Consider the following 22,626-nt stretch of genomic DNA (forward strand, 5'->3'; position numbering starts at 1 on the left):
GGGGCACGCAGGCCTGGCGGGCGGCGGGGAACAGGGAAACGGCCACCTGCTGGTGGCCGTTTCGAAGGGGGATCAGGCGGCGAGGATCTTGTTCCACTCGGCGACGCGGTCGGCCTGTGCGGCCAGCGCGGCGTCGACGTCGCCTTCCAGGGTGATCGAATGGATCACGTCGCCCTGCTTGACCGAATCGACGATGGCCTGGCCTTCCAGGACCTTGCCGAACACGGTGTGGCGGCCGTCCAGCCAGTCGGTCTTGATGTGGGTGATGAAGAACTGGCTGCCGTTGGTGTTCGGGCCGGCGTTGGCCATGGACAGCGAGCCGACCTCGTGCTTCACGCCGTTCTTCTCGTCCTCGAACTTGTAGCCCGGGCCGCCGGTGCCACGGCCCTGCGGGCAGCCGCCCTGGATCATGAAGTCGGCGATGACGCGGTGGAAGATCAGGCCGTCATAGAAACCGTGCTTGACCAGGTTGACGAAGTTGGCAACGGTCAGCGGGGCCTTGTCGGCGAACAGCTCGACCTTGATCGGGCCCTGGGTGGTGTCGAAAGTGGCGATGAGGGACATGAAGATCCTTGATGCAGATGGGAATGCGTCTAGCCACCTAGTTTACACCCGGCTCGTGGCGGCGGCGGCTACGACCATGGGCCAAGCGGACCGGTCGGGCCGCTCGGGGGGTGCCGTTCAGGCTGGTCCGCCAGGCGCCTGAATGGGCACCCGACCGGGTCTGAAACGCAGGTTTTCGCCAATCGTCAACTTCGACGTATAATGTTGGACTTCTTTTTCCAAATCCGGCGCCGACTGGCCCCCTTTCGTATGTCCATCGAAAACCTTCGCAACATCGCCATCGTCGCCCACGTCGACCATGGCAAGACCACCCTGGTCGACCAGCTGCTGAAGCAGTCCGGCACCCTGTCCGAGCGTACCGTCCTCGCCGAGCGCGTGATGGACAGCAACGACCAGGAAAAGGAACGCGGCATCACCATCCTGGCCAAGAACACCGCCATCACCTGGGAAGACAAGAAGACCGGCATCAAGAACCGGATCAACATCGTCGACACCCCGGGGCACGCCGACTTCGGCGGCGAGGTCGAGCGCGTGCTGTCGATGGTCGACACCGTGCTGATCCTGGTCGACGCGATGGACGGCCCGATGCCGCAGACCCGCTTCGTCACCCAGAAGGCCTTCGCGATGGGCTTCAAGCCGATCGTCGTGGTCAACAAGGTTGACCGCCCGGGTTCGCGTCCGGAGTGGGTGATCGACCAGGTCTTCGACCTGTTCGACAAGCTCGGCGCCACCAACGAGCAGCTGGACTTCCCGATCGTCTACGCCTCGGCCCTGAACGGCTACGCCGGCCTGGAAGACACCGTGCGCGACGGCGACATGACCCCGCTGTACGAAGCGATCATGCAGCACGCGCCGAAGCCGGAAGTCGATCCGGAAGGCGCCTTCCAGATGCGCATCAGCCAGCTGGACTACAACAACTTCGTGGGCGTCATCGGCATCGGCCGCATCCAGCGCGGCACCCTGAAGAAGAACATGCAGGTCGCCGTCATCGACCGTGAAGGCAAGAAGCGCAACGGCAAGGTCGCGCAGGTGCTGGGCTTCCTGGGCCTGGAGCGCATCGAGCAGGACAGCGCCGAAGCCGGTGACATCGTCGCCATCTCCGGTATTCCGGAGCTGACCATCTCCGACACCCTGTGCCACCCGGATACCCCGGAAGCGCTGCCGGCACTGACCGTCGACGAGCCGACCATCTCGATGACCTTCCAGGTCAACAACTCGCCGTTCGCTGGCAACAAGGACCTGTCCGGTGGCAAGTTCCTGACCAGCCGCCAGATCAAGGACCGCCTGGACCGTGAAAAGGTCCACAACGTGGCCCTGAAGGTCGAACAGCTGGAAGACGCCGACAAGTTCCTGGTCTCCGGCCGTGGCGAACTGCACCTGTCGGTGCTGATCGAGAACATGCGCCGCGAAGGCTACGAGCTGGCCGTGTCGCGCCCGGAAGTCATCATCAAGCAGATCGACGGCCAGGCCATGGAGCCGATCGAGCAGCTGGTGGTGGACATCGAAGAAGTGCACCAGGGCGGCGTGATGGAAAAGCTGGGCACCCGCAAGGGCCAGCTGAAGAACATGGAGCCGGACGGCAAGGGCCGCGTGCGCCTGGAATACTCGATCCCGGCCCGTGGCCTGATCGGCTTCCAGAACGAGTTCAAGACCCTGACCCAGGGTTCGGGCCTGCTGTTCCACGTGTTCGACCACTACGGTCCGAAGGAACAGGGCGCGATTGCCAAGCGCATCAACGGCGTGATGATCGCCAATGCACCGGGCGTCACCCCCGCCTATTCGCTGGGCCCGCTGCAGGAACGCGGCAAGCTGTTCGCCGCTGAAGGCGACAACGTGTATGAAGGTCAGCTGGTCGGCATCCACTCCAAGGACAACGACCTGACCGTCAACGCGATCAAGACCAAGCCGCTGACCAACATGCGCGCTTCGGGCAAGGACGATGCGATCCAGCTGACCCCGGCGATCAAGTACTCGCTGGAACAGGCCCTGGACTTCATCGAGGACGACGAGCTGGTCGAGATCACCCCGAAGGAGATCCGTCTGCGCAAGAAGTTCCTGACCGAAAGCGACCGCAAGAAGGCTTCGCGCGGCGGCTGAGCCTGCAGAACGTGAGCCAGAACGGCTACAACCCGGATCCGCACCGGCATCCGGGTCTGCACGTCATCGCCCTGCTCGAAGCGAGCAAGGCGATGCTGGCGTTGTTGGCGGCGACCGGGCTGGAAATGCTCGGTCCGCAGCCACTTCGCGATGGGGTCAATGCCCTGATCCGGCGTTTCAGCCTGGACCCGGATCACGGCACCCTGCCCTCGCTGCTGAACATGATCAGTCCCGACGCGGTGCATCTGGCCGCGGCGGCGATGATCGGCTACGGCCTGCTGCATCTGGTCGAAGCCTGGGGCCTGTGGAAGGCCAGGGCCTGGGCCTCGTGGCTGGGCTGCCTGACCGCCTCGATCTACCTGCCCTTTGATATCTACGCGGTCATCCGCCACCCCGGCTGGGCCTCCTGGAGCGTGCTGGCGATCAACCTGATCGTCGTCTACGTGCTGGCCCGCGACCTGCGCAAGCGCCGCCACTGAGCAGCCGCTACACTGACGTTTGGAGCCGACCCAGCCGTCCGATGCGCCCGTTCCTGCCTTCCCTGCTGATCTGCCTCGCCGCGGCCATGCCCGCGCTGCTTGCCGTGGGCTGCAGTCCGGCAACACCGGCCGCGCACGCCGCCGAACCCAGCAGCAGCAACGTGCCCTTCCCCTACGCCGAAACCGACGTGGCCGACCTGCAGGCACGGATGATCGCCGGCGAGCTGGACAGCGCCACCCTCACCGCCGCCTACCTGCAGCGCATCGCCGCGCTGAACCGCACCGGCCCGCGCCTGCGCGCGGTGCTGCAACTGAACCCCGATGCCCTGAAGGAAGCGACCGAGCGTGACCGCGAACGCCGCGCCGGACGCCTGCGCGGCCCCCTGCACGGCATCCCGGTCCTGTTGAAGGACAACATCAACGCCGCACCGATGGCGACCACGGCCGGCTCGCTGGCGCTGCAGGGCTTCCATCCGGATGACGCCTACCTGGTGCGTCGCCTGCGCGAGGCCGGCGCGGTGGTGCTGGGCAAGACCAACCTCAGCGAATGGGCCAACTTCCGTGGCAACGACTCGGTGTCCGGCTGGAGCGCGCGCGGCGGCCAGACCCGCAACCCGTACCGCCTGAGCCATTCGCCGTGCGGCTCCAGCAGCGGCAGCGCGGTGGCGGTGTCTGCCAACCTGGCCAGCGTGGCCATCGGTACCGAAACCGACGGCAGCATCGTCTGCCCGGCCGCCATCAACGGCGTGGTCGGCCTGAAGCCCACCGTCGGCCTGATCAGCCGCGAAGGCATCATCCCGATTTCCTTCAGCCAGGACACCGCCGGGCCGATGACCCGCAGCGTGGCCGATGCCGCGGCCGTGCTGACCGCCATCGCCGGCCGCGATGACGCCGATCCGGCCACCGCGACCATGCCCGGGCGCGCCGTCTACGACTACACCGCGCGGCTGGATCCGCAGGGCCTGCGCGGCAAGCGCCTGGGCCTGCTGCAGACGCCGCTGCTGAAGTACCGCGGGATGCCGCCGCTGATGGACCAGGCGGTGGCCGAGCTGCGCCGCGCCGGCGCCGTGGTGGTGCCGGTGGCGATGCCCAACCAGGGCGCCTGGGACGAGGCTGAGCGCACCGTGCTGCTGTATGAGTTCAAGGCCGGACTGGAACGCTACTTCGGCACCTACAAGGCGCCGCTGCGCAGCCTGTCCGAACTGATCGCCTTCAACCAGGCCCATGCGAAGCAGGAACTGGGCCTGTTCGGCCAGCAGCTGCTGCAGGAGGCCGACGCCACCACCGGCCTGGCCGACCCCGCCTACATCCGGGCGCGCAGCGATGCACGCCGGCTGGCGGGGCCTGAAGGCATCGATGCCGTCCTCGCCGCGCAGCAGCTCGACGGCCTGATCGCACCGACCACCGGCATCGCCTGGCCGATCCGCAGCAGCGGCGACGATTTCCCTGGCGAAAGCTACAGCGCCGCGGCGGTGGCCGGCTACCCCAGCCTGACCGTGCCGATGGGACAGATCGATGGCCTGCCTGCCGGACTGCTGTTCATGGGTACCGCCTGGAGCGAGCCCAAGCTGATCGAGATGGCCTACGCCTACGAACAGCGCACCCGCGCACGGCAGCCGCCGCAGTTCGCCACCGACGCCCTGATCGACGCCGGCGATCCGTAAGCCGCGATCCTGTAGAGCCGAGCGTGGGCTCGGCTCTACAAGGGCTCCGGCTCCCCCGGCACGATCGCCGCCTCACCATCCTCGGCGCCGGGCGAACGCACGTCCGCCGTACGCGCACGTGGCCCGCGCGGCATGTCCAGCTCATCGTCGTGCTGCAGGCGCGCGCGTACCTGCGGCAGCGACTGCGGGTGTTCGCGGGCGAGGAAATCCAGCATCCGTTCGCGCACCAGGCAGCGCAGGTCGAAGGCATCACCGGAACTGCGCGCACTGACCAGCAGGCGTACCTGGATCGCTCGCTCGCTGGTGTCGGTCACCTGGGTCACGCATACCCGGCCATCCCAAAGCGGCTCGCCCCGGCAGATGCGCTCCAGCTCGGCACGGATCGCCGCGATGGGCGCGCGGTAATCCAGCCAGAAGAAGGCAGTGCCCAGCAGGTCGGCGCTGCGTCGCGTCCAGTTCTGGAAGGGGTTCTCTATGAACCAGGTCAACGGCACCACCATCCGCCGCTCGTCCCAGATGCGCACCACCACGTAGCTGCTGCCGATCTCCTCGATGCGCCCCCACTCGCCTTCGACGATGACCACGTCATCCAGGCGGATCGGCTGGGTCACCGCAATCTGCAGGCCAGCGATCAGGTTGCCGAACACCGGCTTGGCCGCAATACCGGCGACCAGGCCGATCAGGCCGGCCGAGGCCAGCAGCGCCGAACCGATCTTGGCCACCATGTCGAACTGCAGCAGCACCAGCGAGGCGCCGAGCACGATGATGCCGCCCATGATCACCCGGCTGAGCACACGGGTCTGGGTCTGGATGCGGCGCGCTTCCAGGTTGTCGGCCACATCGATGGGATTGCTGCGCAGGATCGCGCGCTCGATGGCGCTGACACCGCGCACCAGCAACCAGATGAAGCAGGCCACCAGGCTGATGTGCACGATGCGCTGCAGATGGCCCAGCAGCGGATCCTGCAACGGCGTCGCCTGCAGTGCAGGAATCAGCAGCAGCAGCGGCAACGCGGTGGCCAGCGGCAGGCCAAGCACGCGGCCGATGCGCGCACGGCGCCTGTCGCGCCCTTTCAGCCGGTGATGGACCCACAGGATCACCCATGCACCGATGCCGCCGATCACCAGCGCCAGCCCCAACGGCCATGCATAGGCCTGCATGTGCTCCCAATGCACCCTTGCCACCTCCACTCGAACACGCGAGTGGACAGGGTCGCGCATGGGGCATGAGTGTGTTGTATGCAGGGTTTGCACCCTGCACCCGCAGAGGCAACGTCAACTTCAAAAGCTGGCTTTCCGTGGGTTGGCGGGGTGGGTCCGGTTGAGGGGGACGCCGTGAACCCATCCATGGGGGCTCGGTCGCGGCATCCATGCCGCTCACACCCCCTCAACCGGACCCACCCCGCCTTCGACAGTTTTCCGCAATCTGGCGGTACGGCATCCTGCTCTGGTAGGTGTCGACCTTGGTCGACACGGATGAATTCATTCGATATCTGACAGATGTGTCGACCAAGGTCGACACCTACCAACAGCCGCGCGGAACAACCGTCGCCGTTACCAACAGCCCCGCCATCCCACGGGACGCAGGCTTTTGACGTTGCTCTGGCTTGCAGCAGGTGCAGGGCTGCAAGCCCTGCAGAAGAACCTAGCTCGCCTGCTCCTGCTTGCGCACGATCGCCATCGCAATCTCCAGCGACTGCTCATAGTTCAACCGCGGATCCACCGTCGAACGGTACGCACGCTCCAGGTCACGCTCGGTCAGCTCGCGCGCACCGCCGGTGCATTCGGTCACGTCCTCGCCAGTCAGCTCCAGATGCACGCCCCCCAGCCGCGTGCCCGCCGCCGCATGCAGATCGAAGGACATCTCCACCTCGCTCCGCACGTTGTCGAAGCGACGCGTCTTGAAACCATTGGTCGTGCTCTCGGTGTTGCCATGCATCGCATCGCACACCCACAGCACGCGGCGGCCATCGCGCTTCACCGCATCCAGCAGCGGTGGCAGCTTGTCGGCAATCTGCGCAGCACCCATGCGGTGGATGAAGCTCAGGCGGCCCGGCTCGTCGTCCGGGTTCAGCACGTCGATCAGGCGCAGCAGCTGGTCCGGCTGCACCGACGGCCCCACCTTGATCGCGATCGGATTGCGCACGCCCCGCAGGTATTCCACGTGTGCGCCATCGAGTGCGGCGGTGCGCATGCCGATCCACGGGTAGTGCGTGCTCAGGTTCAACCACCCCTGCTGGCGCGGCACCTGGCGGGTCAGCGCCTGTTCGTAGGGCAGCAGCAGCGCTTCGTGCGAGGTGTAGAAATCAATGCGGTTGAGGTTGTGCACTCGGGCCCCGGCCAGGGTTTCCATGAAGTGCACGGCATCGCCGATGGACGCCACCATCTTCTGGTACTCGGCGGCCAGCGGCGAGTGACTTACCCACTCCAGATTCCAGTATTCGGGGTGGTGCAGATCGGCGAAGCCGCCATCGATCAGCGCCCGCACGAAGTTCATCGTCATCGCCGAATGCGCGTGGGCCTGCAGCATGCGCTTCGGGTCCGGCAGGCGTGCCGCCTCGGTGAAGGCCGGCGCATTGATCACATCGCCGCGGTAGCTGGGCAGGGTCACACCGTCGCGGGTCTCGGTATCAGCCGAGCGCGGCTTGGCGTACTGGCCGGCGAAGCGGCCGACACGGATCACCGGCTGGCGCAGGCCGTGCACCAGCACCAGGCTCATCTGCAGCAGCACCTTCAGCCGGTTGGAGATCGTGCCCGATTCACAGTCGCTGAAGTTCTCCGCACAGTCACCGCCCTGCAGCAGGAAGCGCTTGCCCTCCTGCGCCTCGGCCAGCTGCTGCTTCAGCGCCAGGATCTCCCAGGAGGTCACCAGCGGCGGCAGCCGCTTCAGCTCATGCAGGGCCGCGTCCAGCGCGATCGGATCGGGATAGGTCGGCATCTGCAGGGCGGTCTTGCCACGCCAGCTCTCCGGCGACCAGCCAGCGCCAGCAGTGGTCGCAGCGGGATCGGAGACGGGCGGAACGGCGGACAGGCTCATTGCAGGATTCCGGGTGGGGGGCGGCCATGGTCGCAGAGCCAGCCGCTGTCGCAAAGGCCCGGGGTGGTTCTGCACATCACTGAACACCGGGGAAAGGGCAACACCATCGGCCACAAACCGCACGCCCACAGCCGTGCGGACAGGCGCATGATGCGCCACGCAGTGTTACGAAGTAACAAACCCACTCCCACCGGCCCCTTCCACAGCCCATCCGCCATGAAGCCCTCCCTGCTCGCTACCGGCATCACCTTCGCCCTGGCCCTGGCCAGTCTGCCCTCCCTCGCCCTGGCCGCCGATGCCACCGCCGACACGGCGCCGGTCAAGGACCTCGATACGGTCACCGTCAGCGCCCAGCTCGACCAGGCACGCAACGCGCTGTCGCCGGACATCGGCAGCAGCCAGTACCAGATCACCGCCGAGGACATCCAGAAGCAGCCGCTGGGCGCCTCCGCGCCGCTCAGCCAGGTGCTGCTGCAGGCCCCCGGCGTGGTCCAGGATTCCTACGGCGGCGTGCACGTGCGCGGCGACCACGCCAACCTGCAGTACCGCATCAACGGCGTGCTGCTGCCCGAGTCGATCTCGGGCTTCGGCCAGACCCTGGATGCGCGCACCATCAAGAGCATCCGCCTGATGGACGGGGCGCTGCCGGCACAGTTCGGCGAGCGCACCGCGGCGGTGGTCGACATCACCACCCGCAGCGGCGCCGAGCTTGGCAACGGCGGCAGCGTCGGCATCACCGCCGGCTCGTTCGGCAAGGTCAACCCGAACGCCTCATGGTGGGGCTCCCAGGGCCGCTGGAGCTGGTTCCTGACCGGCAACTACGACCAGAACGAGGTCGGCCTGGAGAGCCCGACCGCCTCGCGCAGGCCGGAACATGACGACACCCACCAGGGCAAGGCCTTCGCCGACCTCACCTACCTGGTCAACGACAGCACACGCCTGAGCGTGTTCGCCGGCTTTGCCAACAACCGCTTCCAGATTCCGGTCAACCCGGGCCAGACCCCGCAGTTCGGCTACCTGGACACCACCACCTTCGATTCCAGCCAGCTGGATGAGACCCAACGCGAGACGACCCGCTTCGGCATGCTGGTGCTGCAGGGCTCGCTGGGCCAGACCGCCTACCAGGTGTCGGCCGGGCAGCGCTACAGCGATGTGGGCTTCAACCCCGACGTGGTGGGCGATCTGGTTTTCAGTGGCGTTGCCTCGCAGGTCCGGCGCAGCAACCGCGCCAACACCCTGCAGGCGGACTTTTCCACGCCACTGGGTGACAACCATACGCTGCGCTACGGCGTGTACGGCAACCAGGAACGCGCCCGCGCCAGCAACAACAGCTGGGTATTTCCGGTCGACGACGACGGCGCGCAGGCCAGCACCACGCCGCTGCAGATCGCAGACAACAGCGCGTTCAAGGCCACCACGACGGCGGTCTACGTGCAGGACGAATGGAAAATCGGCAATGACTGGACGGTCAACTACGGCCTGCGCGGTGACCGCTACAAGGCCTTCGGCCAGACCGAAGGCCAGCTCAGCCCGCGCCTGGGCGTGGTCTGGACGGCCAGCGACAGCACCACCGTGCACGCCGGCTACTCGCGCTACTTCACCCCGCCGGCCAGCGAGCTGATCGCCACCAGCGACATCAGCCTGTACGACGGCACCACCAATGCGCAGCCGTCCGGTGGCAACAACATTCCGCTGGCCGAGCGCAGCGACTACTACGACATCGGCGTGTCCCAGCAGGCAGGCGACCACCTGACCCTCGGCCTGGACGCGTATGACCGCCGCGTCTCGCGCCTGCAGGACGAGGGCCAGTTCGGTGCTGCCTACATCTACTCGACGTTCAACTACCGTCGCGGCCACATCCGCGGCCTGGAATTCAGCGCCGACTACAGCAACGGTCCCTTCAGCGCCTACTTCAACGCAGCCCTGAACAAGGCCATCGGTATCGACGTCATCACCAGCCAGTACAACCTCGATCCGGATGCCCTGGCCTATGTGGCCGATCACTGGATCCACCTGGACCACGACCAGAAGCTGACCGCGTCGGGCGGATTCAGCTATGACTTCGCCGGCCACAACCGCATCGGGGCGAACTATGTGTTCGGCAGCGGGCTGCGCTCGGACACCGATACGGTGCCCAACGGCGGCGAGCTGCCGTCCTACCTGCAGGTGAACCTCAGCGCCGGCCACGACTTCAATGCCGACAGCGGCCACCCGCTGCACGTGCAGGTGGCGCTGATCAACGCACTGGACCGCAGCTACCAGCTGCGCGATGGTGGTGGCGTCGGCGTGTTCGCCCCGCAGTGGGGCCCGCGCCGCGGCGCCTACCTGAGCCTGCAGCAGGACTTCTGACAACGCTCAGCGTGTGGCCCGGCAGGTCACCTGTAGAGCCGAGCCTACGCTCGGCTGAACTGTCGGACGCTTGGCGGAGCCGAGCATGGGCTCGGCACTACAGCATCGCTTTCAGGAAACGGGATCGGAGCCCTTTGCCATGCAACGGGATCCGACCCCGTTCTGCTTTCAGCGCTTCACCTTGCGCAGCGACACGCCCAGTGCCCACAGCGCCAGCAGCACGAACCATACGCCCGACCACATCGGCATGGTCAGGCCGAGGAAGGTCCAGTCGATGTTGCCGCAGTTGCCGGTACCGGTCAGCACGGTGCGGAACACTTCCAGCGGCCCCATCGTCTCGCTCAGGAAGCTCAGCGGCGGGCCGCAGGTGGCGCCCATTTCCGGCGGCAGCATCTGCACGTACACGTGGCGTGCGGCAATGCCGAAGCCGACCGCGGCGGCAATGAAGGCGAGGATGCCGTAGGTCGCACGGCCCGGGCGATTGGACGCCCCATGCAGTGCGCCGATCAGGAACAGCAGGCCAAGCGCGGCAAACGCCAGGCGCTGGAAGATGCACAACGGACAGGGCTCCAGGCCCATCTTCAACTGCAGGAAAATGGCGAAGCCCAGCAGGCCCGCGCAGATCAGGAAGCCCAGCAGGAACTGGGCGCGGAAGGGCCAGCGCAGTGGATTCATCGGGAACGCTCGAACGGATCAGGCGCCAAGCGTAACCGACCGCGCGCCCCGTTCGAACCGCCACACGGCACGCCTGTCGGAACGGTGTGGGTCAGATCCCATTGCTGCGGAATGGGATCATCCGACCCCGGAAACGCAAAAGCCCGGCAGAGGCCGGGCTTTCGCTGTGTCGCGTTGGAGCGGTCCGATTACTCGGCCACTTCCTCGGCCACGGCCGGACGGTCGACCAGCTCGACGTAGGCCATCGGAGCGTTGTCACCGGCGCGGAAGCCGCACTTCAGCAGACGCAGGTAGCCGCCCGGACGGTTCGCGTAGCGCGGGCCCAGGATGGTGAACAGGTTGCCCACGGCTTCGTTGTCGCGCAGGCGGGCGAAGGCCAGACGGCGGTTGGCGACGGAGTCGACCTTGGCCAGGGTGATCAGCGGCTCGGCAACGCGGCGCAGTTCCTTGGCCTTCGGCAGGGTGGTCTTGATCAGCTCGTGCTTGAACAGCGAGGCGGCCATGTTCTTGAACATCGCTTCGCGGTGGGCGCTGGTGCGGCTGAACTTACGGCCAGACTTCTGGTGACGCATGGTGATATTCCTTGGTTAATGATGAGGCTGTGCGGATCGTTGTCGCCATCCTGGCGTTACTGCGCGGACTGCGGATGGTCCTGGCCGCCCGTCCTGGACGACCTGCCCGCGAACCTGTTGTTCGTCGTGGCATGTTGTGTTGCGTTGAAGGCTCCACCGCGAACGGTGGAGCCTCCAGGCATTACCGATATCAGCCCAGCATGCCGTGGCTGGCGACGCCGGCCGGCGGCCAGTTCTCCAGCTTCATGCCGAGGGACAGGCCGCGCTGAGCCAGCACTTCCTTGATCTCGGTGAGCGACTTCTTGCCCAGGTTCGGGGTCTTCAGCAGCTCCACTTCGGTCTTCTGGATCAGATCGCCGATGTAGTAGATGCTTTCAGCCTTCAGGCAGTTGGCCGAACGCACGGTCAGCTCCAGATCGTCGATCGGGCGCAGCAGCACCGGATCCACGCCGTTGTTGGCCGGCTTGGCCGCACCGCGGTCGCGGTGGGTGAAGTCACCGAACACCGACAGCTGGTCGCTGAGGATGTCGGCGGCGGTGCGCACGGCTTCCTCGGCATCGATGGTGCCGTTGGTCTCGATATCGATGACCAGCTTGTCAAGGTCGGTACGCTGTTCGACGCGGGCCGCTTCCACGGCATAGGCGACGCGGCGGACCGGCGAGAACGAGGCATCCAGGACCAGGCGGCCGATGGCGCGGGTTTCTTCGTCCGGACGACGACGCGCGGCAGCCGGCTGGTAGCCGAAACCACGTTCGATCTTCAGACGCATGTTGATCGCCGTATCCTTGGTCAGGTGGCAGATCACGTGGTCGCTGTTCAGGATCTCCACATTGTGGTCGACCTTGATGTCAGCAGCCGTGACAACGCCCGGGCCCTGCTTGGACAGGGACAGGGTGGCGCTGTCGCCGGAGTGCATACGGATGGCCACGTCCTTCAGGTTCAGCAGGACTTCGAGCACGTCCTCCTGCAGACCTTCGACCGTGGTGTACTCATGCAACACGCCGTCGATTTCGACTTCCGTGATGGCGAAGCCCGGGATGGACGACAGCAGCACGCGACGCAGGGCGTTGCCCAGCGTATGCCCGTAACCCCGCTCCAAAGGTTCGATAACGACCTTTGCACGGGTGTCGGTAAGGCGTTCGATCTGCGGACCGCGAGGACGCAGAACCTGGTTGGCGGTAACCGTCATGTTGCGGGTTCTCCTAGTGAACCCCCGGCCGTCGCCGGGGGCTCTCCAATGTGAATTACTTCGAATACAGCTCGACGATCAGCGCTTCGTTGATGTCCGCAGGCAGATCCGAACGATCCGGAACAGCCTTGAAGATGCCGGTGAACTTGCCGGAATCCACTTCAACCCACGACGGGCTCAGGTCATGCTGGGCGGCGACGGTCAGAGCTTCCTGGACGCGCAGCTGCTTGGCAGCCTTTTCAGACAGAGCGATGGCGTCGCCAGCCTTGACCTGGTACGAAGCCAGGTTGACCGACTTGCCATTCACGGTGACGCCGCGGTGCGACACCAGCTGACGGGCAGCCGGACGGGTCACGGCGAAGCCCATGCGGTAGACGACGTTGTCCAGGCGGGTTTCCAGCAGCTGCAGCAGGTTCTCGCCGGTGTTGCCCTTCTTGGTCGAGGCCTTCTTGTAGTAGTTGCGGAACTGACGCTCCAGCAGGCCGTAGATACGCTTGACCTTCTGCTTTTCGCGCAGCTGGGTGGCGTAGTCGGACAGCTTGCCCTTACGGGCAGTGGCGCCGTGCTGGCCGGGCTTCTGCTCCAGCTTGCACTTGGAGTCCAGCGCACGCGCCGGGCTCTTCAGGGACAGGTCGGCGCCTTCGCGACGGGCGAGCTTACAGGTAGGACCGATATAACGAGCCATTTCTTATCGCTCCCTTTAGACGCGACGCTTCTTCGGCGGACGGCACCCGTTGTGCGGGATAGGCGTCACGTCGATGATGTTGGTGATCTTGTAGCCGACGTTGTTCAACGAACGCACGGCCGACTCACGGCCCGGACCCGGGCCCTTGATGCGGACTTCCAGCGACTTCACGCCGTAGTCCAGCGCAGCGCGACCGGCCTTTTCGGCAGCCACCTGGGCAGCGAACGGGGTCGACTTGCGCGAACCGCGGAAGCCAGCGCCACCGGAGGTCGCCCACGACAGAGCGTTGCCCTGACGGTCGGTGATGGTCACGATGGTGTTGTTGAACGAAGCGTGGACGTGGGCAACGCCGTCGGTGACGACGCGCTTGATCTTCTTCTTGGTCTTAGCAGCGGGCTTAGCCATTTATAGGTCCCTTACTTCCTGATCGCCTTGCGCGGGCCCTTGCGGGTGCGGGCGTTGGTACGGGTGCGCTGGCCACGCAGCGGCAGGCCGCGACGGTGACGCAGGCCGCGGTAGCAGCCCAGGTCCATCAGGCGCTTGATCGCGATGCCGATTTCACGGCGCAGATCGCCTTCCACGATGTACTTGCCGACTTCGGCGCGCAGGCGCTCGATTTCCGGCTCCGACAGATCGCGGATCTTGGTGGTCGAAGCAACGCCTGCGACTTCGCAGACCTTCTTCGAACGGGTACGGCCGATGCCGTAAATGCTTTGCAACCCGACCCAGACGTGCTTCTGGGCTGGCAGGTTGACGCCTGCAATACGCGCCATGACGCGGTTCTCCAGCTGAGTGATGGCCGACAGCGCGCCTCGGGCACGCCAATCCGGCAGGATGGATCAAAAAAGTGAACTAGCGATACTAACAAGGTTCCGGTTTACATGGAAGCCCGTGAAACAATGAAGTTTCATGGACCCGGCCTGGGGAGTGTGCCCAGGCTCCGGCGCCGGGCAAGGTTGGACCTGGGTTTCCCCGGGGCCGCCCGCGCTACTCCAGCGCAGGACCACCTCGCCACACCCCCACCCGGAACCGCTGCGGGGGCCGCCCTTCGTTTGTGTGGCCAGAGTCCGCGAAGCGGAGGACCATCACGTCAGGAAGACGAAAGTATAACAGGCTTGTCAGCCGCGGGCAAAACCGCCGCGGTTGCCGCCCTTCAGATTGGCCTTCTTCAGCAGGCTCTCGTACTGGTGGGACATCAGGTGCGCCTGCACCTGGGCGATGAAGTCCATCACCACCACCACCACGATGAGCAGCGAAGTACCGCCGAAGTAGAACGAGGCGTTCAGCTGCGTGCGCATCAGTTCCGGCAGCAGGCAGACGATCACCAGGTAGGCCGAACCGGCAGCGGTCAGGCGAGTCAGCACGCCGTCGATGTAGTCGGCGGTGGCCTTGCCCGGACGGATGCCCGGAATCAGCGCGCCCGACTTCTTCAGGTTGTCGGCGGTTTCCTGCGAGTTGAACACCAGCGCGGTATAGAAGAACGCGAAACCGGTGATCAGCGCAGCGAACACGATCATGTGCAGCGGCTCGCCCGGACCCAGGGCATTGGCGACCTTCTGCAGGGTCTGGCCAACAGCGCTCTGGTTGGCGGCCTGGCCGGACCACATGGCCAGGGTGGCCGGGAAGGCCAGCAGGCTCGAGGCGAAGATCGCCGGGATGACGCCGGCCATGTTCAGCTTCAGCGGCAGGAACGAGGTCTGGTTCATGTACGCGTTACGACCGCCCTGGCGGCGCGCGTAGTTGACCGTGATCCGGCGCTGGCCACGCTCGACGAACACCACGAAGAAGGTGAAGGCGAGGACGACGATGGCGATCAGCAGCAGCTGGATGAACTGGATGTTGCCGTCGCGGTAGGCGTCGAAGGTGTGGATGACCGCACCCGGCAGGCCCGCCACGATACCGGCGAAGATGATCAGCGACACGCCGTTGCCGATGCCGCGCTCGGTGACCTGCTCACCGACCCACATCAGGAACATGGTGCCGGCGGTCAGCGCGACCACGGCGGTGAGCACGAAGCCCATGCCCGGTGCGTACACGACCGGAGCGCCCGACGGTGCCACCTGGTTCTGCAGCGCCAAGGCGATCGAACCGCCCTGCACCACCGCCAGCAGCACGGCGCCGATGCGCGAATACTGGGTGATCTTGCGACGGCCGGACTCACCTTCCTTCTGCATCGCCTTCAGGGCGGGGAAGATGTGGGTGGCCAGCTGCATCACGATCGATGCCGAGATGTACGGCATCACGTTGAGCGCGAAGATGCTCAAACGGTGCAGGGCGCCGCCCGAGAACATGTTGAACATGTCCACGATGCCGCCGCCCTGCTGTTGCATCATGGCAAGCATGGCATCGGGATTGACGCCCGGCACCGGCACATAGCAGCCGATGCGATAGACGATCAAAGCCCCGACGACGAACAGCAAACGTTGGCGAAGTTCAGTGAACTTGCCCATTCCGCCCGCGAGGTTACCGATGCCAGCTTGCGCCATGATTTTCTTACTCCGTCACGCTGCCGCCGGCAGCTTCGATTGCAGCCTTGGCACCGGCCGTGGCAGCAATACCCTTCAGGGTGAACGCCTTGGTCACTTCGCCCTTGACGACGACCTTGGCCTTCTTGGCAGTGCTCGGGACCAGCTTGGCAGCACGCAGGGCGGCGAAGTCGATCTCACCGGCCGGCAGCTTGTCCAGCGCGTACAGCAGCACTTCAGCGGTGTCCTTGGCGATCGGCGAACGGAAGCCGATCTTCGGCAGACGACGCTGCATGGGGGTCTGGCCGCCTTCGAAGCCAGCCTTGATCTTGCCGCCACCCTTACGGGCGAACGAACCCTTGTGGCCGCGGCCGGCAGTCTTGCCCAGGCCCGAGCCGATACCGCGACCGACGCGGGTGCGCTCGGTGCGGGCGCCCGGTGCCGGGCTCAGTTCATTGAGACGCAGAGTCATGATCGATTACTCCTCAACCTTGACGAGGTAGTGAACGGTGTTGATCAGACCGCGAACCTGCGGGCTGTCCTTCAGTTCACGGACATCGTTGAGCTTGTTCAGGCCCAGGGCACGCACCGACAGGCGGTGACGCGACTGGGTACCACGCAGGCCGCGCACCAGGCGCACCTTCACAGTCTTGTTGGACTCATTAGCCATGGTTGAGTTCCTCCACCTTCTTGCCGCGCTTGGCCGCGATGCGAGCCGGCGACTGCGCAGCAGACAGGCCCTTCACGGTGGCACGCACCAGGTTGATCGGGTTGCGCGAACCGGTGGCCTTGGCCAGCACGTTCTTCACGCCAACCGCTTCCAGCACGGCGCGCATGGCACCGCCGGCAATGACGCCGGTACCTTCGGAAGCCGGCTGCATGAACACGCGGGCTGCGCCGTGACCATCCTTGATGGTGTGCCACAGGGTGCCGTTGTTCAGGTCAACGCTGACCAGGTTCTTGCGGGCCTGTTCCATCGACTTCTGGATGGCGACCGGCACTTCGCGGGCCTTGCCATAGCCGAAACCGACCTTGCCTTCGCCGTCGCCGACCACGGTCAGGGCGGTGAAGGTGAACTGGCGGCCACCCTTGACGGTCTTGCTGACGCGGTTGACCGCGACCAGCTTTTCGATCATGCCGTCGTCGACTTTCTCTTCGCGGTTACGGTCGCGATCGCGACCCCGCTGCTGACGTTCTTCTGCCATCTTGATTCCTTGGTAGTTTGGGTATGTACGGCTCGAGGCCGCTTATGGTTGTGAAGTAACGCGCTGGTGCGGTGGGCCGCTGCAGAAGAGCGGCGCCGCCCCGCCTCACTCAGGCGGGCGAGCAGGCGGGCAGAGAACCAGAGGTTCCCTGCCCTTGTCCCTTAGAACTGCAGGCCGGCTTCGCGGGCGGCTTCTGCCAGGGCCTTGATGCGGCCGTGGTAGCGGTAGCCCGAACGATCGAAGGCAACCTTCTCGATGCCGGCGGCCTTGGCGCGCTCAGCAACGATACGGCCGACCTTGGCGGCGGCATCGGCGTTCTTGCCGTTCTTCAGGCCTTCCATGACGTCGGTCTGGGTGGTGTTGGCAGCAGCCAGCACCTTGGAACCGTCGGCGGTGAAGACCTGGGCGTACAGGTGCTGGCCGGTGCGCAGCACCGACAGGCGGGCGACACCGAGCTCACGGATGTGGGAGCGGGTCGACTTGGCGCGACGCAGGCGGGCGATGTTCTTGTTCATGATTTTTTTCCTTGAAAGCGGAAGCGCCTGATTAGGCCTTCTTGGCTTCCTTACGGATGATGACTTCGTCGGAGTACTTCACGCCCTTGCCCTTGTACGGTTCCGGCTTGCGGAACGCACGGATCTTGGCGGCGACTTCACCGACGACCTGCTTGTCAGCGCCCTGCACCAGAATTTCGGTCTGGGTCGGGGTGGTGATGGTGATGCCTTCCGGCGCCACGAACACGATCGGGTGCGAGTAACCGAGCGACAGGCTCAGGTCCTTGCCCTGCATGGCAGCACGGTAACCCACGCCGACCAGCTCCAGCTTGCGCTCGAAGCCTTCGGAGACACCCTTGACCATGTTGGACAGGATGGCGCGGACGGTGCCGGTCAGCGGGACCAGGTCAGCGTTCTCGGTGCTCAGGGTGGCAACGCCGTTGTCGACGTTGATGGCAATGCCAGCCGGCTTCGGCAGCGACAGGGTGCCCTTCGGGCCCTTGACGGTGACCGACTCGGCCTGGACGTTCAGTTCAACCTTACCCAGGGTGACGGGCTTCTTGGCTACGCGGGACATAGTATTACTCCTTTCGCCTTAGGCCACGAAGCACAGGACTTCGCCGCCGACGCCCAGCTGGCGCGCCTGCGCATCAGTCATGATGCCCTTGGAGGTGGAAATGATGGAGATACCCAGGCCATTCATGACCTTCGGCAGCTCGCTCTTGCCGCGGTACTGGCGCAGGCCCGAACGCGAGAAGCGCTTCAGGGTCGCGATGACCGGCTTGCCTTCGAAATACTTCAGCACGATTTCCAGCTCGGACTTGTTGTTTTCCAGCTGGGTCACGCGCAGGTCGGTGATGTAACCCTCGTCCTTCAGGACCTGGGCGATCGCAACCTTGATCTTGGACGACGGGGCTTTCACCGTCTGCTTGCCAACCGCAGCCGCATTCTTGATGCGGACCAGCAGGTCGGCGATGGGATCAGTCATGCTCATATGAGTACCTTTGAGTGCACCGATATCCGCTTTCGCGAAAATCTGTTGTCTCCTGGAAACGGGCCAGGTCCCTTGTTGCAGCAGGCCGAAGGCCTGCCCTGCTACCCCGTTTGCACAGAGCAAGACGCGGGAGTATACGCCAAAAGAGCCCGGCTTGCGCCGGGCTCTTCGGTTTTTTTGCACAAGGAAGGCTGAACGCCTCCCCTGCCCGGTTCAGGAACCCCCGGAGGGGCCCCTGATCGCAGGGCTGACTGGGATTACCAGCTGGCCTTGCGCAGACCCGGGACGTCGCCGCGCATGGTGGCTTCACGCAGCTTGTTACGGCCCAGGCCGAACTTGCTGTAGACGCCACGCGGACGACCCGACAGCTCGCAACGGTTGCGCTGGCGGCTCGGCGACGAATCGCGCGGCAGCTTGGCCAGCTTGGTTGCGGCGTCGATCTTCTCTTCGTAGGTCGCGTCCACGGAGGACACGATCTTCTTCAGAGCAGCACGCTTTTCAGCGTACTTCTTTGCCAGCTTTTCCCGCTTGATGTCGCGGTTGACCATGGAGGTCTTTGCCATTTCGGATTCCTCGACGGATCAGTTACGGAACGGGAACTTGAACGCTGCCAGCAGCGCCTTCGCTTCCGCATCGGTCTTCGCAGTGGTGGTGATGGCGATATCCATGCCGCGGATCGCGTCGACAGCGTCGAAGTCGATTTCCGGGAAGATGATCTGTTCCTTCACACCCATGTTGAAGTTGCCGCGACCGTCGAAGGAACGACCGGACACACCACGGAAGTCGCGCACGCGCGGCAGCGAGATGTTGATCAGGCGATCCAGGAACTCGTACATCTTGTGGCGACGCAGCGTGGTCTTGCAGCCGATCGGCCAACCATCACGGATCTTGAACGACGCAACCGACACACGCGACTTGGTGACAACCGGCTTCTGGCCGGAAATCTTGGTCATGTCGCCGACGGCGTTTTCCAGGATCTTCTTGTTGGTGGCCGCTTCGCCGACACCCATGTTCAGGGTGACCTTGACAAGCTTCGGCACTTCCATCGGATTGGTGTAACCGAACTGCTTCATCAGCGCCGGTACCACTTCTTCCTTGTAGAACTTTTCGAGACGGGAACTCATCTTCTCATTCCTCAGGCGTCAAGCGCCTCACCGCTGGAGCGGAACACACGCAGTTTGCGTCCATCCTCCAGCACCTTGAAGCCAACGCGTTCGCCCTTGCCCGAAGCCGGGTTCAGCACATTCACGTTGGAGATATGGATCGAAGCTTCGCGCTCGACCACGCCGCCGGCAACACCTGCCTGCGGGTTCGGCTTGGTGTGGCGCTTGACGATGTTCACGTTGCCGACGACCACACGGTCGCCGTCGACGCGGACGACTTCGCCCTGCTTGCCCTTGTCCTTGCCAGCGTTGACGACAACCTGGTCGCCCTTCTTGATACGGTTAGCCATGATTATCTCCTGTCGCTCACAGCACTTCGGGAGCGAGCGAGACGATCTTCATGAACTTCTCCGAACGAAGTTCACGAGTCACCGGCCCGAAGATACGGGTGCCGATCGGCTCCTGCTTGTTGTTGAGCAGGACGGCAGCGTTGCCGTCGAAGCGGATCAGCGAACCGTCGGCGCGACGCACACCCTTGCGGGTACGCACCACGACGGCGTCATACACTTCACCCTTCTTGACCTTGCCGCGCGGAATCGCATCCTTCACGGTGACCTTGATGATGTCGCCGATGCCGGCGTAACGGCGCTTGGAACCACCCAGCACCTTGAAGCACATCACCTGCTTGGCACCCGAATTGTCCGCGACGTCAAGGTAGCTCTGCATCTGGATCATGATTCAGACTCCTTATTCAGCCGCACGCGTGATGACTTCCACCACGCGCCAGTTCTTGGTCTTGGACATCGGAGCAATCTCGGTCACGCGGACGACATCGCCTTCCTTGCAGGCGTTGTCGGCATCGTGGGCGTGCAGCTTGGTCGAGCGCTTGATGTACTTGCCGTACAGCGCGTGCTTGACCTGACGCTCAACCAGGACGGTAACCGTCTTGTCCATCTTGTTGCTGACGACACGGCCTTCGACCGTGCGCAGCGTCTTGTTTTCAGTATTGTCGCTCATAGCGGCCATCCTTACTTCGTGCTGCCGAGCAGGGTCTTGACGCGAGCAATCTCGCGACGGACCCGGCGGATGTCGTGGGTCTTCGGCAGCTGGCCGGTGACCTGCTGCATACGGACAGAGAACTGTTCCTTACGCAGGTCGATCAGGTGGGCCTTGAGTTCGTCAGCCGACTTTTCACGGAGAGTTTTGAGTTCCATCAGCGCACCGTCCGGGTCACGAAAGTGGTGGTGACCGAGAGCTTCGCGGCGGCCAGGCGGAACGCCTCGCGTGCCACTTCCTCCGAAACACCCTCGATTTCATAGATCATGCGGCCGGGCTGGATCTGGGCCACCCAGTATTCCACGTTGCCCTTACCCGAACCCATTCGAACTTCGATGGGCTTCTTGGTGATGGGCTTGTCGGGGAACACACGGATCCACATCTTGCCGCCGCGCTTCACGTAGCGGCTGATCGAGCGGCGGGCCGCTTCGATCTGACGCGCGGTCAGCTGACCGTGGGCGGTTGCCTTGAGGCCGTATTCGCCGAAGCTGACAGCGTTGGCGCTCCAGCTCAGGCCGTCGTTACGGCCCTTGTGCACCTTGCGGTACTTGGTTCGCTTGGGTTGCAACATTGTCGTTACCTCGCTTCACGAGCCGGGCGCTGACGGTCACCGCGGTCACCGCGATCGTGACGATCGTTGCGCGACGGGGTGTCGTCCTGCTTTTCCTGGCCAACCTGGGAGAAATCGAAGACCTCGCCCTTGTAGATCCAGACCTTGATGCCGATGATGCCGTAGGTCGTCTTGGCTTCAGCGAAGCCATAGTCGATGTCGGCACGCAGGGTGTGCAGCGGCACGCGGCCTTCGCGGTACCACTCCGAACGGGCGATTTCTGCACCGTTGAGGCGGCCACCCACGTTGACCTTGATGCCCAGGGCACCCAGGCGCATCGCGTTGCCGACCGAGCGCTTCATGGCGCGGCGGAACATGATGCGACGCTCCAGCTGCTGGGCGATCGACTCGGCAACGAGCTGAGCGTCCAGTTCCGGCTTGCGCACTTCGGTGACGTTGATGTGCGCCGGGACGCCCATCATCTCGCTCACTTCCTTGCGCAGCTTCTCGATGTCCTCACCGCGCTTGCCGATCACCACGCCCGGACGGGCGGTGTGGATCGTCACGCGAGCGGTCTTGGCCGGACGCTCGATCAGGATCTTGCTGATGCCGGCCTGAGCCAGCTTCTTGCGCAGCATTTCGCGCACTTTCAGGTCGGCTGCCAGGTAACCAGCGAACTCGGCCTTGTTGGCGTACCACTTGGAGTTCCAGTCCTTGGAAATGCCGAGGCGGATACCAATCGGATGAACTTTATGACCCATGGTCTTTTCCTTATCCGCTTACTTGGCGGCGCCCACAACCACAGTGATGTGGCTGGTGCGCTTGAGGATGCGGGTACCGCGGCCTTTCGCCCGCGCCATGAAACGCTTCAGGGTCGGACCTTCATCAACCATGATGGTCTGAACCTTCAGCTCGTCGACGTCGGCGCCCTGGTTGTTTTCGGCATTTGCAATAGCCGACTCCACCACCTTCTTGATCAGGTGGGCAGCCTTCTTGTCCGAGAACTTCAGCAGGTTGACCGCACGTTCGGCCGGCAGACCGCGCACCTGGTCAGCGACCAGACGAGCCTTCTGCGGGGAGATGCGCGCAGTGCGCAGGATGGCTTTCGCTTCCATTGTCATCTCTCCTTACTTGCCCGACTTCTTGTCACCACCGTGACCCTTGAAGGTCCGGGTGATGGCAAATTCGCCGAGCTTGTGGCCGACCATGTTCTCGTTGACGAGAACCGGAATGTGGTTCTTGCCGTTATGCACGGCAATGGTGACGCCTACCATGTCAGGCAGGATCATCGAACGGCGCGACCAGGTCTTGATCGGCTTCTTGCTGCCCGCAGCGGCCTCCACCTTCTTGACGAGGTGGTGATCGACGAACGGGCCCTTCTTGAGTGAACGTGCCATGGTCGATTAGCCCCTACGATCGCGGACGATGAACTGCTGAGTGCGCTTGTTA

The 22,626-nt window shown here is 64.5% G+C and carries 30 protein-coding genes; 4 read left to right on the plus strand and 26 right to left on the minus strand.

What is annotated here, in order from left to right:
* Positions 1 to 72 precede the first annotated feature (72 nt).
* Positions 73 to 564 (minus strand): peptidylprolyl isomerase, encoded by a 492-nt coding sequence (locus tag VER16_RS15250; protein WP_053520333.1) that lies wholly within the window; start codon positions 562 to 564, stop codon positions 73 to 75.
* A gap of 249 nt (positions 565 to 813) precedes the next feature.
* Between VER16_RS15250 and typA the strand changes: the two genes are divergently transcribed.
* From typA to VER16_RS15265, 3 genes are read left to right on the plus strand one after another with little or no spacing between them, the layout of a single operon-like run.
* Positions 814 to 2,661, plus strand: a complete 1,848-nt coding sequence (gene typA / locus VER16_RS15255; protein WP_324809546.1) for a translational GTPase TypA — start codon at positions 814 to 816, stop codon at positions 2,659 to 2,661.
* 11 nt (positions 2,662 to 2,672) lie between these two features.
* Positions 2,673 to 3,140 carry a DUF2127 domain-containing protein gene (locus VER16_RS15260; RefSeq protein WP_108764168.1) on the plus strand — a complete coding sequence of 156 codons (468 nt, stop codon included), beginning with the start codon at positions 2,673 to 2,675 and terminating at the stop codon, positions 3,138 to 3,140.
* A 41-nt stretch (positions 3,141 to 3,181) separates the two neighbouring features.
* Positions 3,182 to 4,804: an amidase gene (locus VER16_RS15265; RefSeq protein ID WP_324809548.1), complete on the plus strand. Its 1,623-nt coding sequence runs from the start codon at positions 3,182 to 3,184 to the stop codon at positions 4,802 to 4,804.
* Positions 4,805 to 4,839: 35 nt separating this feature from the next.
* Here VER16_RS15265 and VER16_RS15270 read toward each other — a convergent pair whose 3' ends face one another.
* Both VER16_RS15270 and VER16_RS15275 read right to left on the minus strand, forming a co-directional pair.
* Positions 4,840 to 6,024, minus strand: coding sequence for a mechanosensitive ion channel family protein (locus tag VER16_RS15270; RefSeq protein WP_414716055.1), 1,185 nt, complete (start codon positions 6,022 to 6,024; stop codon positions 4,840 to 4,842).
* A 424-nt stretch (positions 6,025 to 6,448) separates the two neighbouring features.
* The gene (locus VER16_RS15275; RefSeq protein ID WP_324809552.1) at positions 6,449 to 7,840 is read right to left on the minus strand and encodes a class II 3-deoxy-7-phosphoheptulonate synthase; all 1,392 of its coding nucleotides are present in this window, start codon (positions 7,838 to 7,840) and stop codon (positions 6,449 to 6,451) included.
* 216 nt (positions 7,841 to 8,056) lie between these two features.
* Here VER16_RS15275 and VER16_RS15280 point away from each other — a divergent pair, with 216 nt between their 5' ends.
* Positions 8,057 to 10,189, plus strand: a complete 2,133-nt coding sequence (locus tag VER16_RS15280) for a TonB-dependent receptor (protein WP_324809554.1) — start codon at positions 8,057 to 8,059, stop codon at positions 10,187 to 10,189.
* Between the two features lie 168 nt (positions 10,190 to 10,357).
* On the opposite strand, the gene VER16_RS15285 is transcribed toward VER16_RS15280, so the two are convergent.
* The 23 genes from VER16_RS15285 to rpsS all read right to left on the minus strand — a co-directional run bounded on the left by VER16_RS15285 (position 10,358) and on the right by rpsS (position 22,574).
* Positions 10,358 to 10,864 (minus strand): disulfide bond formation protein B, encoded by a 507-nt coding sequence (locus VER16_RS15285; RefSeq protein WP_324809556.1) that lies wholly within the window; start codon positions 10,862 to 10,864, stop codon positions 10,358 to 10,360.
* Between the two features lie 188 nt (positions 10,865 to 11,052).
* Positions 11,053 to 11,436 (minus strand): 50S ribosomal protein L17, encoded by a 384-nt coding sequence (gene rplQ, locus VER16_RS15290; RefSeq protein WP_053519752.1) that lies wholly within the window; start codon positions 11,434 to 11,436, stop codon positions 11,053 to 11,055.
* Between the two features lie 190 nt (positions 11,437 to 11,626).
* Positions 11,627 to 12,625, minus strand: coding sequence for a DNA-directed RNA polymerase subunit alpha (locus VER16_RS15295; protein WP_079220762.1), 999 nt, complete (start codon positions 12,623 to 12,625; stop codon positions 11,627 to 11,629).
* Between the two features lie 55 nt (positions 12,626 to 12,680).
* Positions 12,681 to 13,310: a 30S ribosomal protein S4 gene (gene rpsD, locus VER16_RS15300; protein WP_004145446.1), complete on the minus strand. Its 630-nt coding sequence runs from the start codon at positions 13,308 to 13,310 to the stop codon at positions 12,681 to 12,683.
* A 15-nt stretch (positions 13,311 to 13,325) separates the two neighbouring features.
* On the minus strand, positions 13,326 to 13,715 hold the full coding sequence (rpsK, locus tag VER16_RS15305) for a 30S ribosomal protein S11 (RefSeq protein WP_004145443.1): 390 nt from the start codon (positions 13,713 to 13,715) through the stop codon (positions 13,326 to 13,328).
* A gap of 11 nt (positions 13,716 to 13,726) precedes the next feature.
* A complete protein-coding gene (gene rpsM, locus VER16_RS15310; RefSeq protein WP_004145437.1) occupies positions 13,727 to 14,083 on the minus strand; it encodes a 30S ribosomal protein S13 in 357 nt (118 codons plus the stop codon).
* A 345-nt stretch (positions 14,084 to 14,428) separates the two neighbouring features.
* Positions 14,429 to 15,796 carry a preprotein translocase subunit SecY gene (secY, locus tag VER16_RS15315; RefSeq protein WP_079220761.1) on the minus strand — a complete coding sequence of 456 codons (1,368 nt, stop codon included), beginning with the start codon at positions 15,794 to 15,796 and terminating at the stop codon, positions 14,429 to 14,431.
* Positions 15,797 to 15,803: 7 nt separating this feature from the next.
* On the minus strand, positions 15,804 to 16,247 hold the full coding sequence (gene rplO / locus VER16_RS15320) for a 50S ribosomal protein L15 (protein ID WP_004154498.1): 444 nt from the start codon (positions 16,245 to 16,247) through the stop codon (positions 15,804 to 15,806).
* 6 nt (positions 16,248 to 16,253) lie between these two features.
* Complete coding sequence (rpmD, locus tag VER16_RS15325; RefSeq protein WP_004154497.1) at positions 16,254 to 16,445, minus strand: 50S ribosomal protein L30; 192 nt, start codon at positions 16,443 to 16,445, stop codon at positions 16,254 to 16,256.
* Positions 16,438 to 16,980 (minus strand): 30S ribosomal protein S5, encoded by a 543-nt coding sequence (gene rpsE / locus VER16_RS15330; RefSeq protein WP_004145411.1) that lies wholly within the window; start codon positions 16,978 to 16,980, stop codon positions 16,438 to 16,440. The genes rpmD and rpsE overlap by 8 nt, the downstream gene beginning before the upstream one ends.
* Positions 16,981 to 17,141: 161 nt before the next feature.
* Positions 17,142 to 17,495 carry a 50S ribosomal protein L18 gene (gene rplR / locus VER16_RS15335; RefSeq protein ID WP_324809563.1) on the minus strand — a complete coding sequence of 118 codons (354 nt, stop codon included), beginning with the start codon at positions 17,493 to 17,495 and terminating at the stop codon, positions 17,142 to 17,144.
* A gap of 31 nt (positions 17,496 to 17,526) precedes the next feature.
* On the minus strand, positions 17,527 to 18,051 hold the full coding sequence (gene rplF / locus VER16_RS15340) for a 50S ribosomal protein L6 (RefSeq protein ID WP_108764163.1): 525 nt from the start codon (positions 18,049 to 18,051) through the stop codon (positions 17,527 to 17,529).
* 18 nt (positions 18,052 to 18,069) lie between these two features.
* Positions 18,070 to 18,468, minus strand: a complete 399-nt coding sequence (gene rpsH, locus VER16_RS15345) for a 30S ribosomal protein S8 (protein WP_005408210.1) — start codon at positions 18,466 to 18,468, stop codon at positions 18,070 to 18,072.
* A 257-nt stretch (positions 18,469 to 18,725) separates the two neighbouring features.
* Positions 18,726 to 19,031, minus strand: coding sequence for a 30S ribosomal protein S14 (gene rpsN / locus VER16_RS15350; protein ID WP_005408209.1), 306 nt, complete (start codon positions 19,029 to 19,031; stop codon positions 18,726 to 18,728).
* An 18-nt stretch (positions 19,032 to 19,049) separates the two neighbouring features.
* Positions 19,050 to 19,592: a 50S ribosomal protein L5 gene (gene rplE / locus VER16_RS15355; RefSeq protein ID WP_079220757.1), complete on the minus strand. Its 543-nt coding sequence runs from the start codon at positions 19,590 to 19,592 to the stop codon at positions 19,050 to 19,052.
* An 11-nt stretch (positions 19,593 to 19,603) separates the two neighbouring features.
* Positions 19,604 to 19,921: a 50S ribosomal protein L24 gene (gene rplX, locus VER16_RS15360; RefSeq protein ID WP_079220756.1), complete on the minus strand. Its 318-nt coding sequence runs from the start codon at positions 19,919 to 19,921 to the stop codon at positions 19,604 to 19,606.
* A gap of 16 nt (positions 19,922 to 19,937) precedes the next feature.
* Entirely contained in the window at positions 19,938 to 20,306 is a 369-nt protein-coding gene (gene rplN / locus VER16_RS15365; RefSeq protein WP_010483978.1) for a 50S ribosomal protein L14, read from the minus strand.
* A gap of 12 nt (positions 20,307 to 20,318) precedes the next feature.
* Entirely contained in the window at positions 20,319 to 20,588 is a 270-nt protein-coding gene (rpsQ, locus tag VER16_RS15370) for a 30S ribosomal protein S17 (protein WP_053519744.1), read from the minus strand.
* 11 nt (positions 20,589 to 20,599) lie between these two features.
* Positions 20,600 to 20,785, minus strand: a complete 186-nt coding sequence (gene rpmC / locus VER16_RS15375) for a 50S ribosomal protein L29 (RefSeq protein ID WP_004145353.1) — start codon at positions 20,783 to 20,785, stop codon at positions 20,600 to 20,602.
* Positions 20,785 to 21,198, minus strand: coding sequence for a 50S ribosomal protein L16 (gene rplP, locus VER16_RS15380; protein ID WP_004154486.1), 414 nt, complete (start codon positions 21,196 to 21,198; stop codon positions 20,785 to 20,787). The genes rpmC and rplP overlap by 1 nt, the downstream gene beginning before the upstream one ends.
* Before the next feature lie 5 nt (positions 21,199 to 21,203).
* Positions 21,204 to 21,938, minus strand: coding sequence for a 30S ribosomal protein S3 (gene rpsC, locus VER16_RS15385; protein WP_004145350.1), 735 nt, complete (start codon positions 21,936 to 21,938; stop codon positions 21,204 to 21,206).
* 18 nt (positions 21,939 to 21,956) lie between these two features.
* On the minus strand, positions 21,957 to 22,292 hold the full coding sequence (rplV, locus tag VER16_RS15390) for a 50S ribosomal protein L22 (protein WP_004145348.1): 336 nt from the start codon (positions 22,290 to 22,292) through the stop codon (positions 21,957 to 21,959).
* 12 nt (positions 22,293 to 22,304) lie between these two features.
* A complete protein-coding gene (rpsS, locus tag VER16_RS15395; RefSeq protein ID WP_004154485.1) occupies positions 22,305 to 22,574 on the minus strand; it encodes a 30S ribosomal protein S19 in 270 nt (89 codons plus the stop codon).
* Between the last annotated feature and the right edge of the window lie 52 nt (positions 22,575 to 22,626).

This window comes from Stenotrophomonas sp. (assembly GCF_035634915.1).
Classification (GTDB): domain Bacteria; phylum Pseudomonadota; class Gammaproteobacteria; order Xanthomonadales; family Xanthomonadaceae; genus Stenotrophomonas.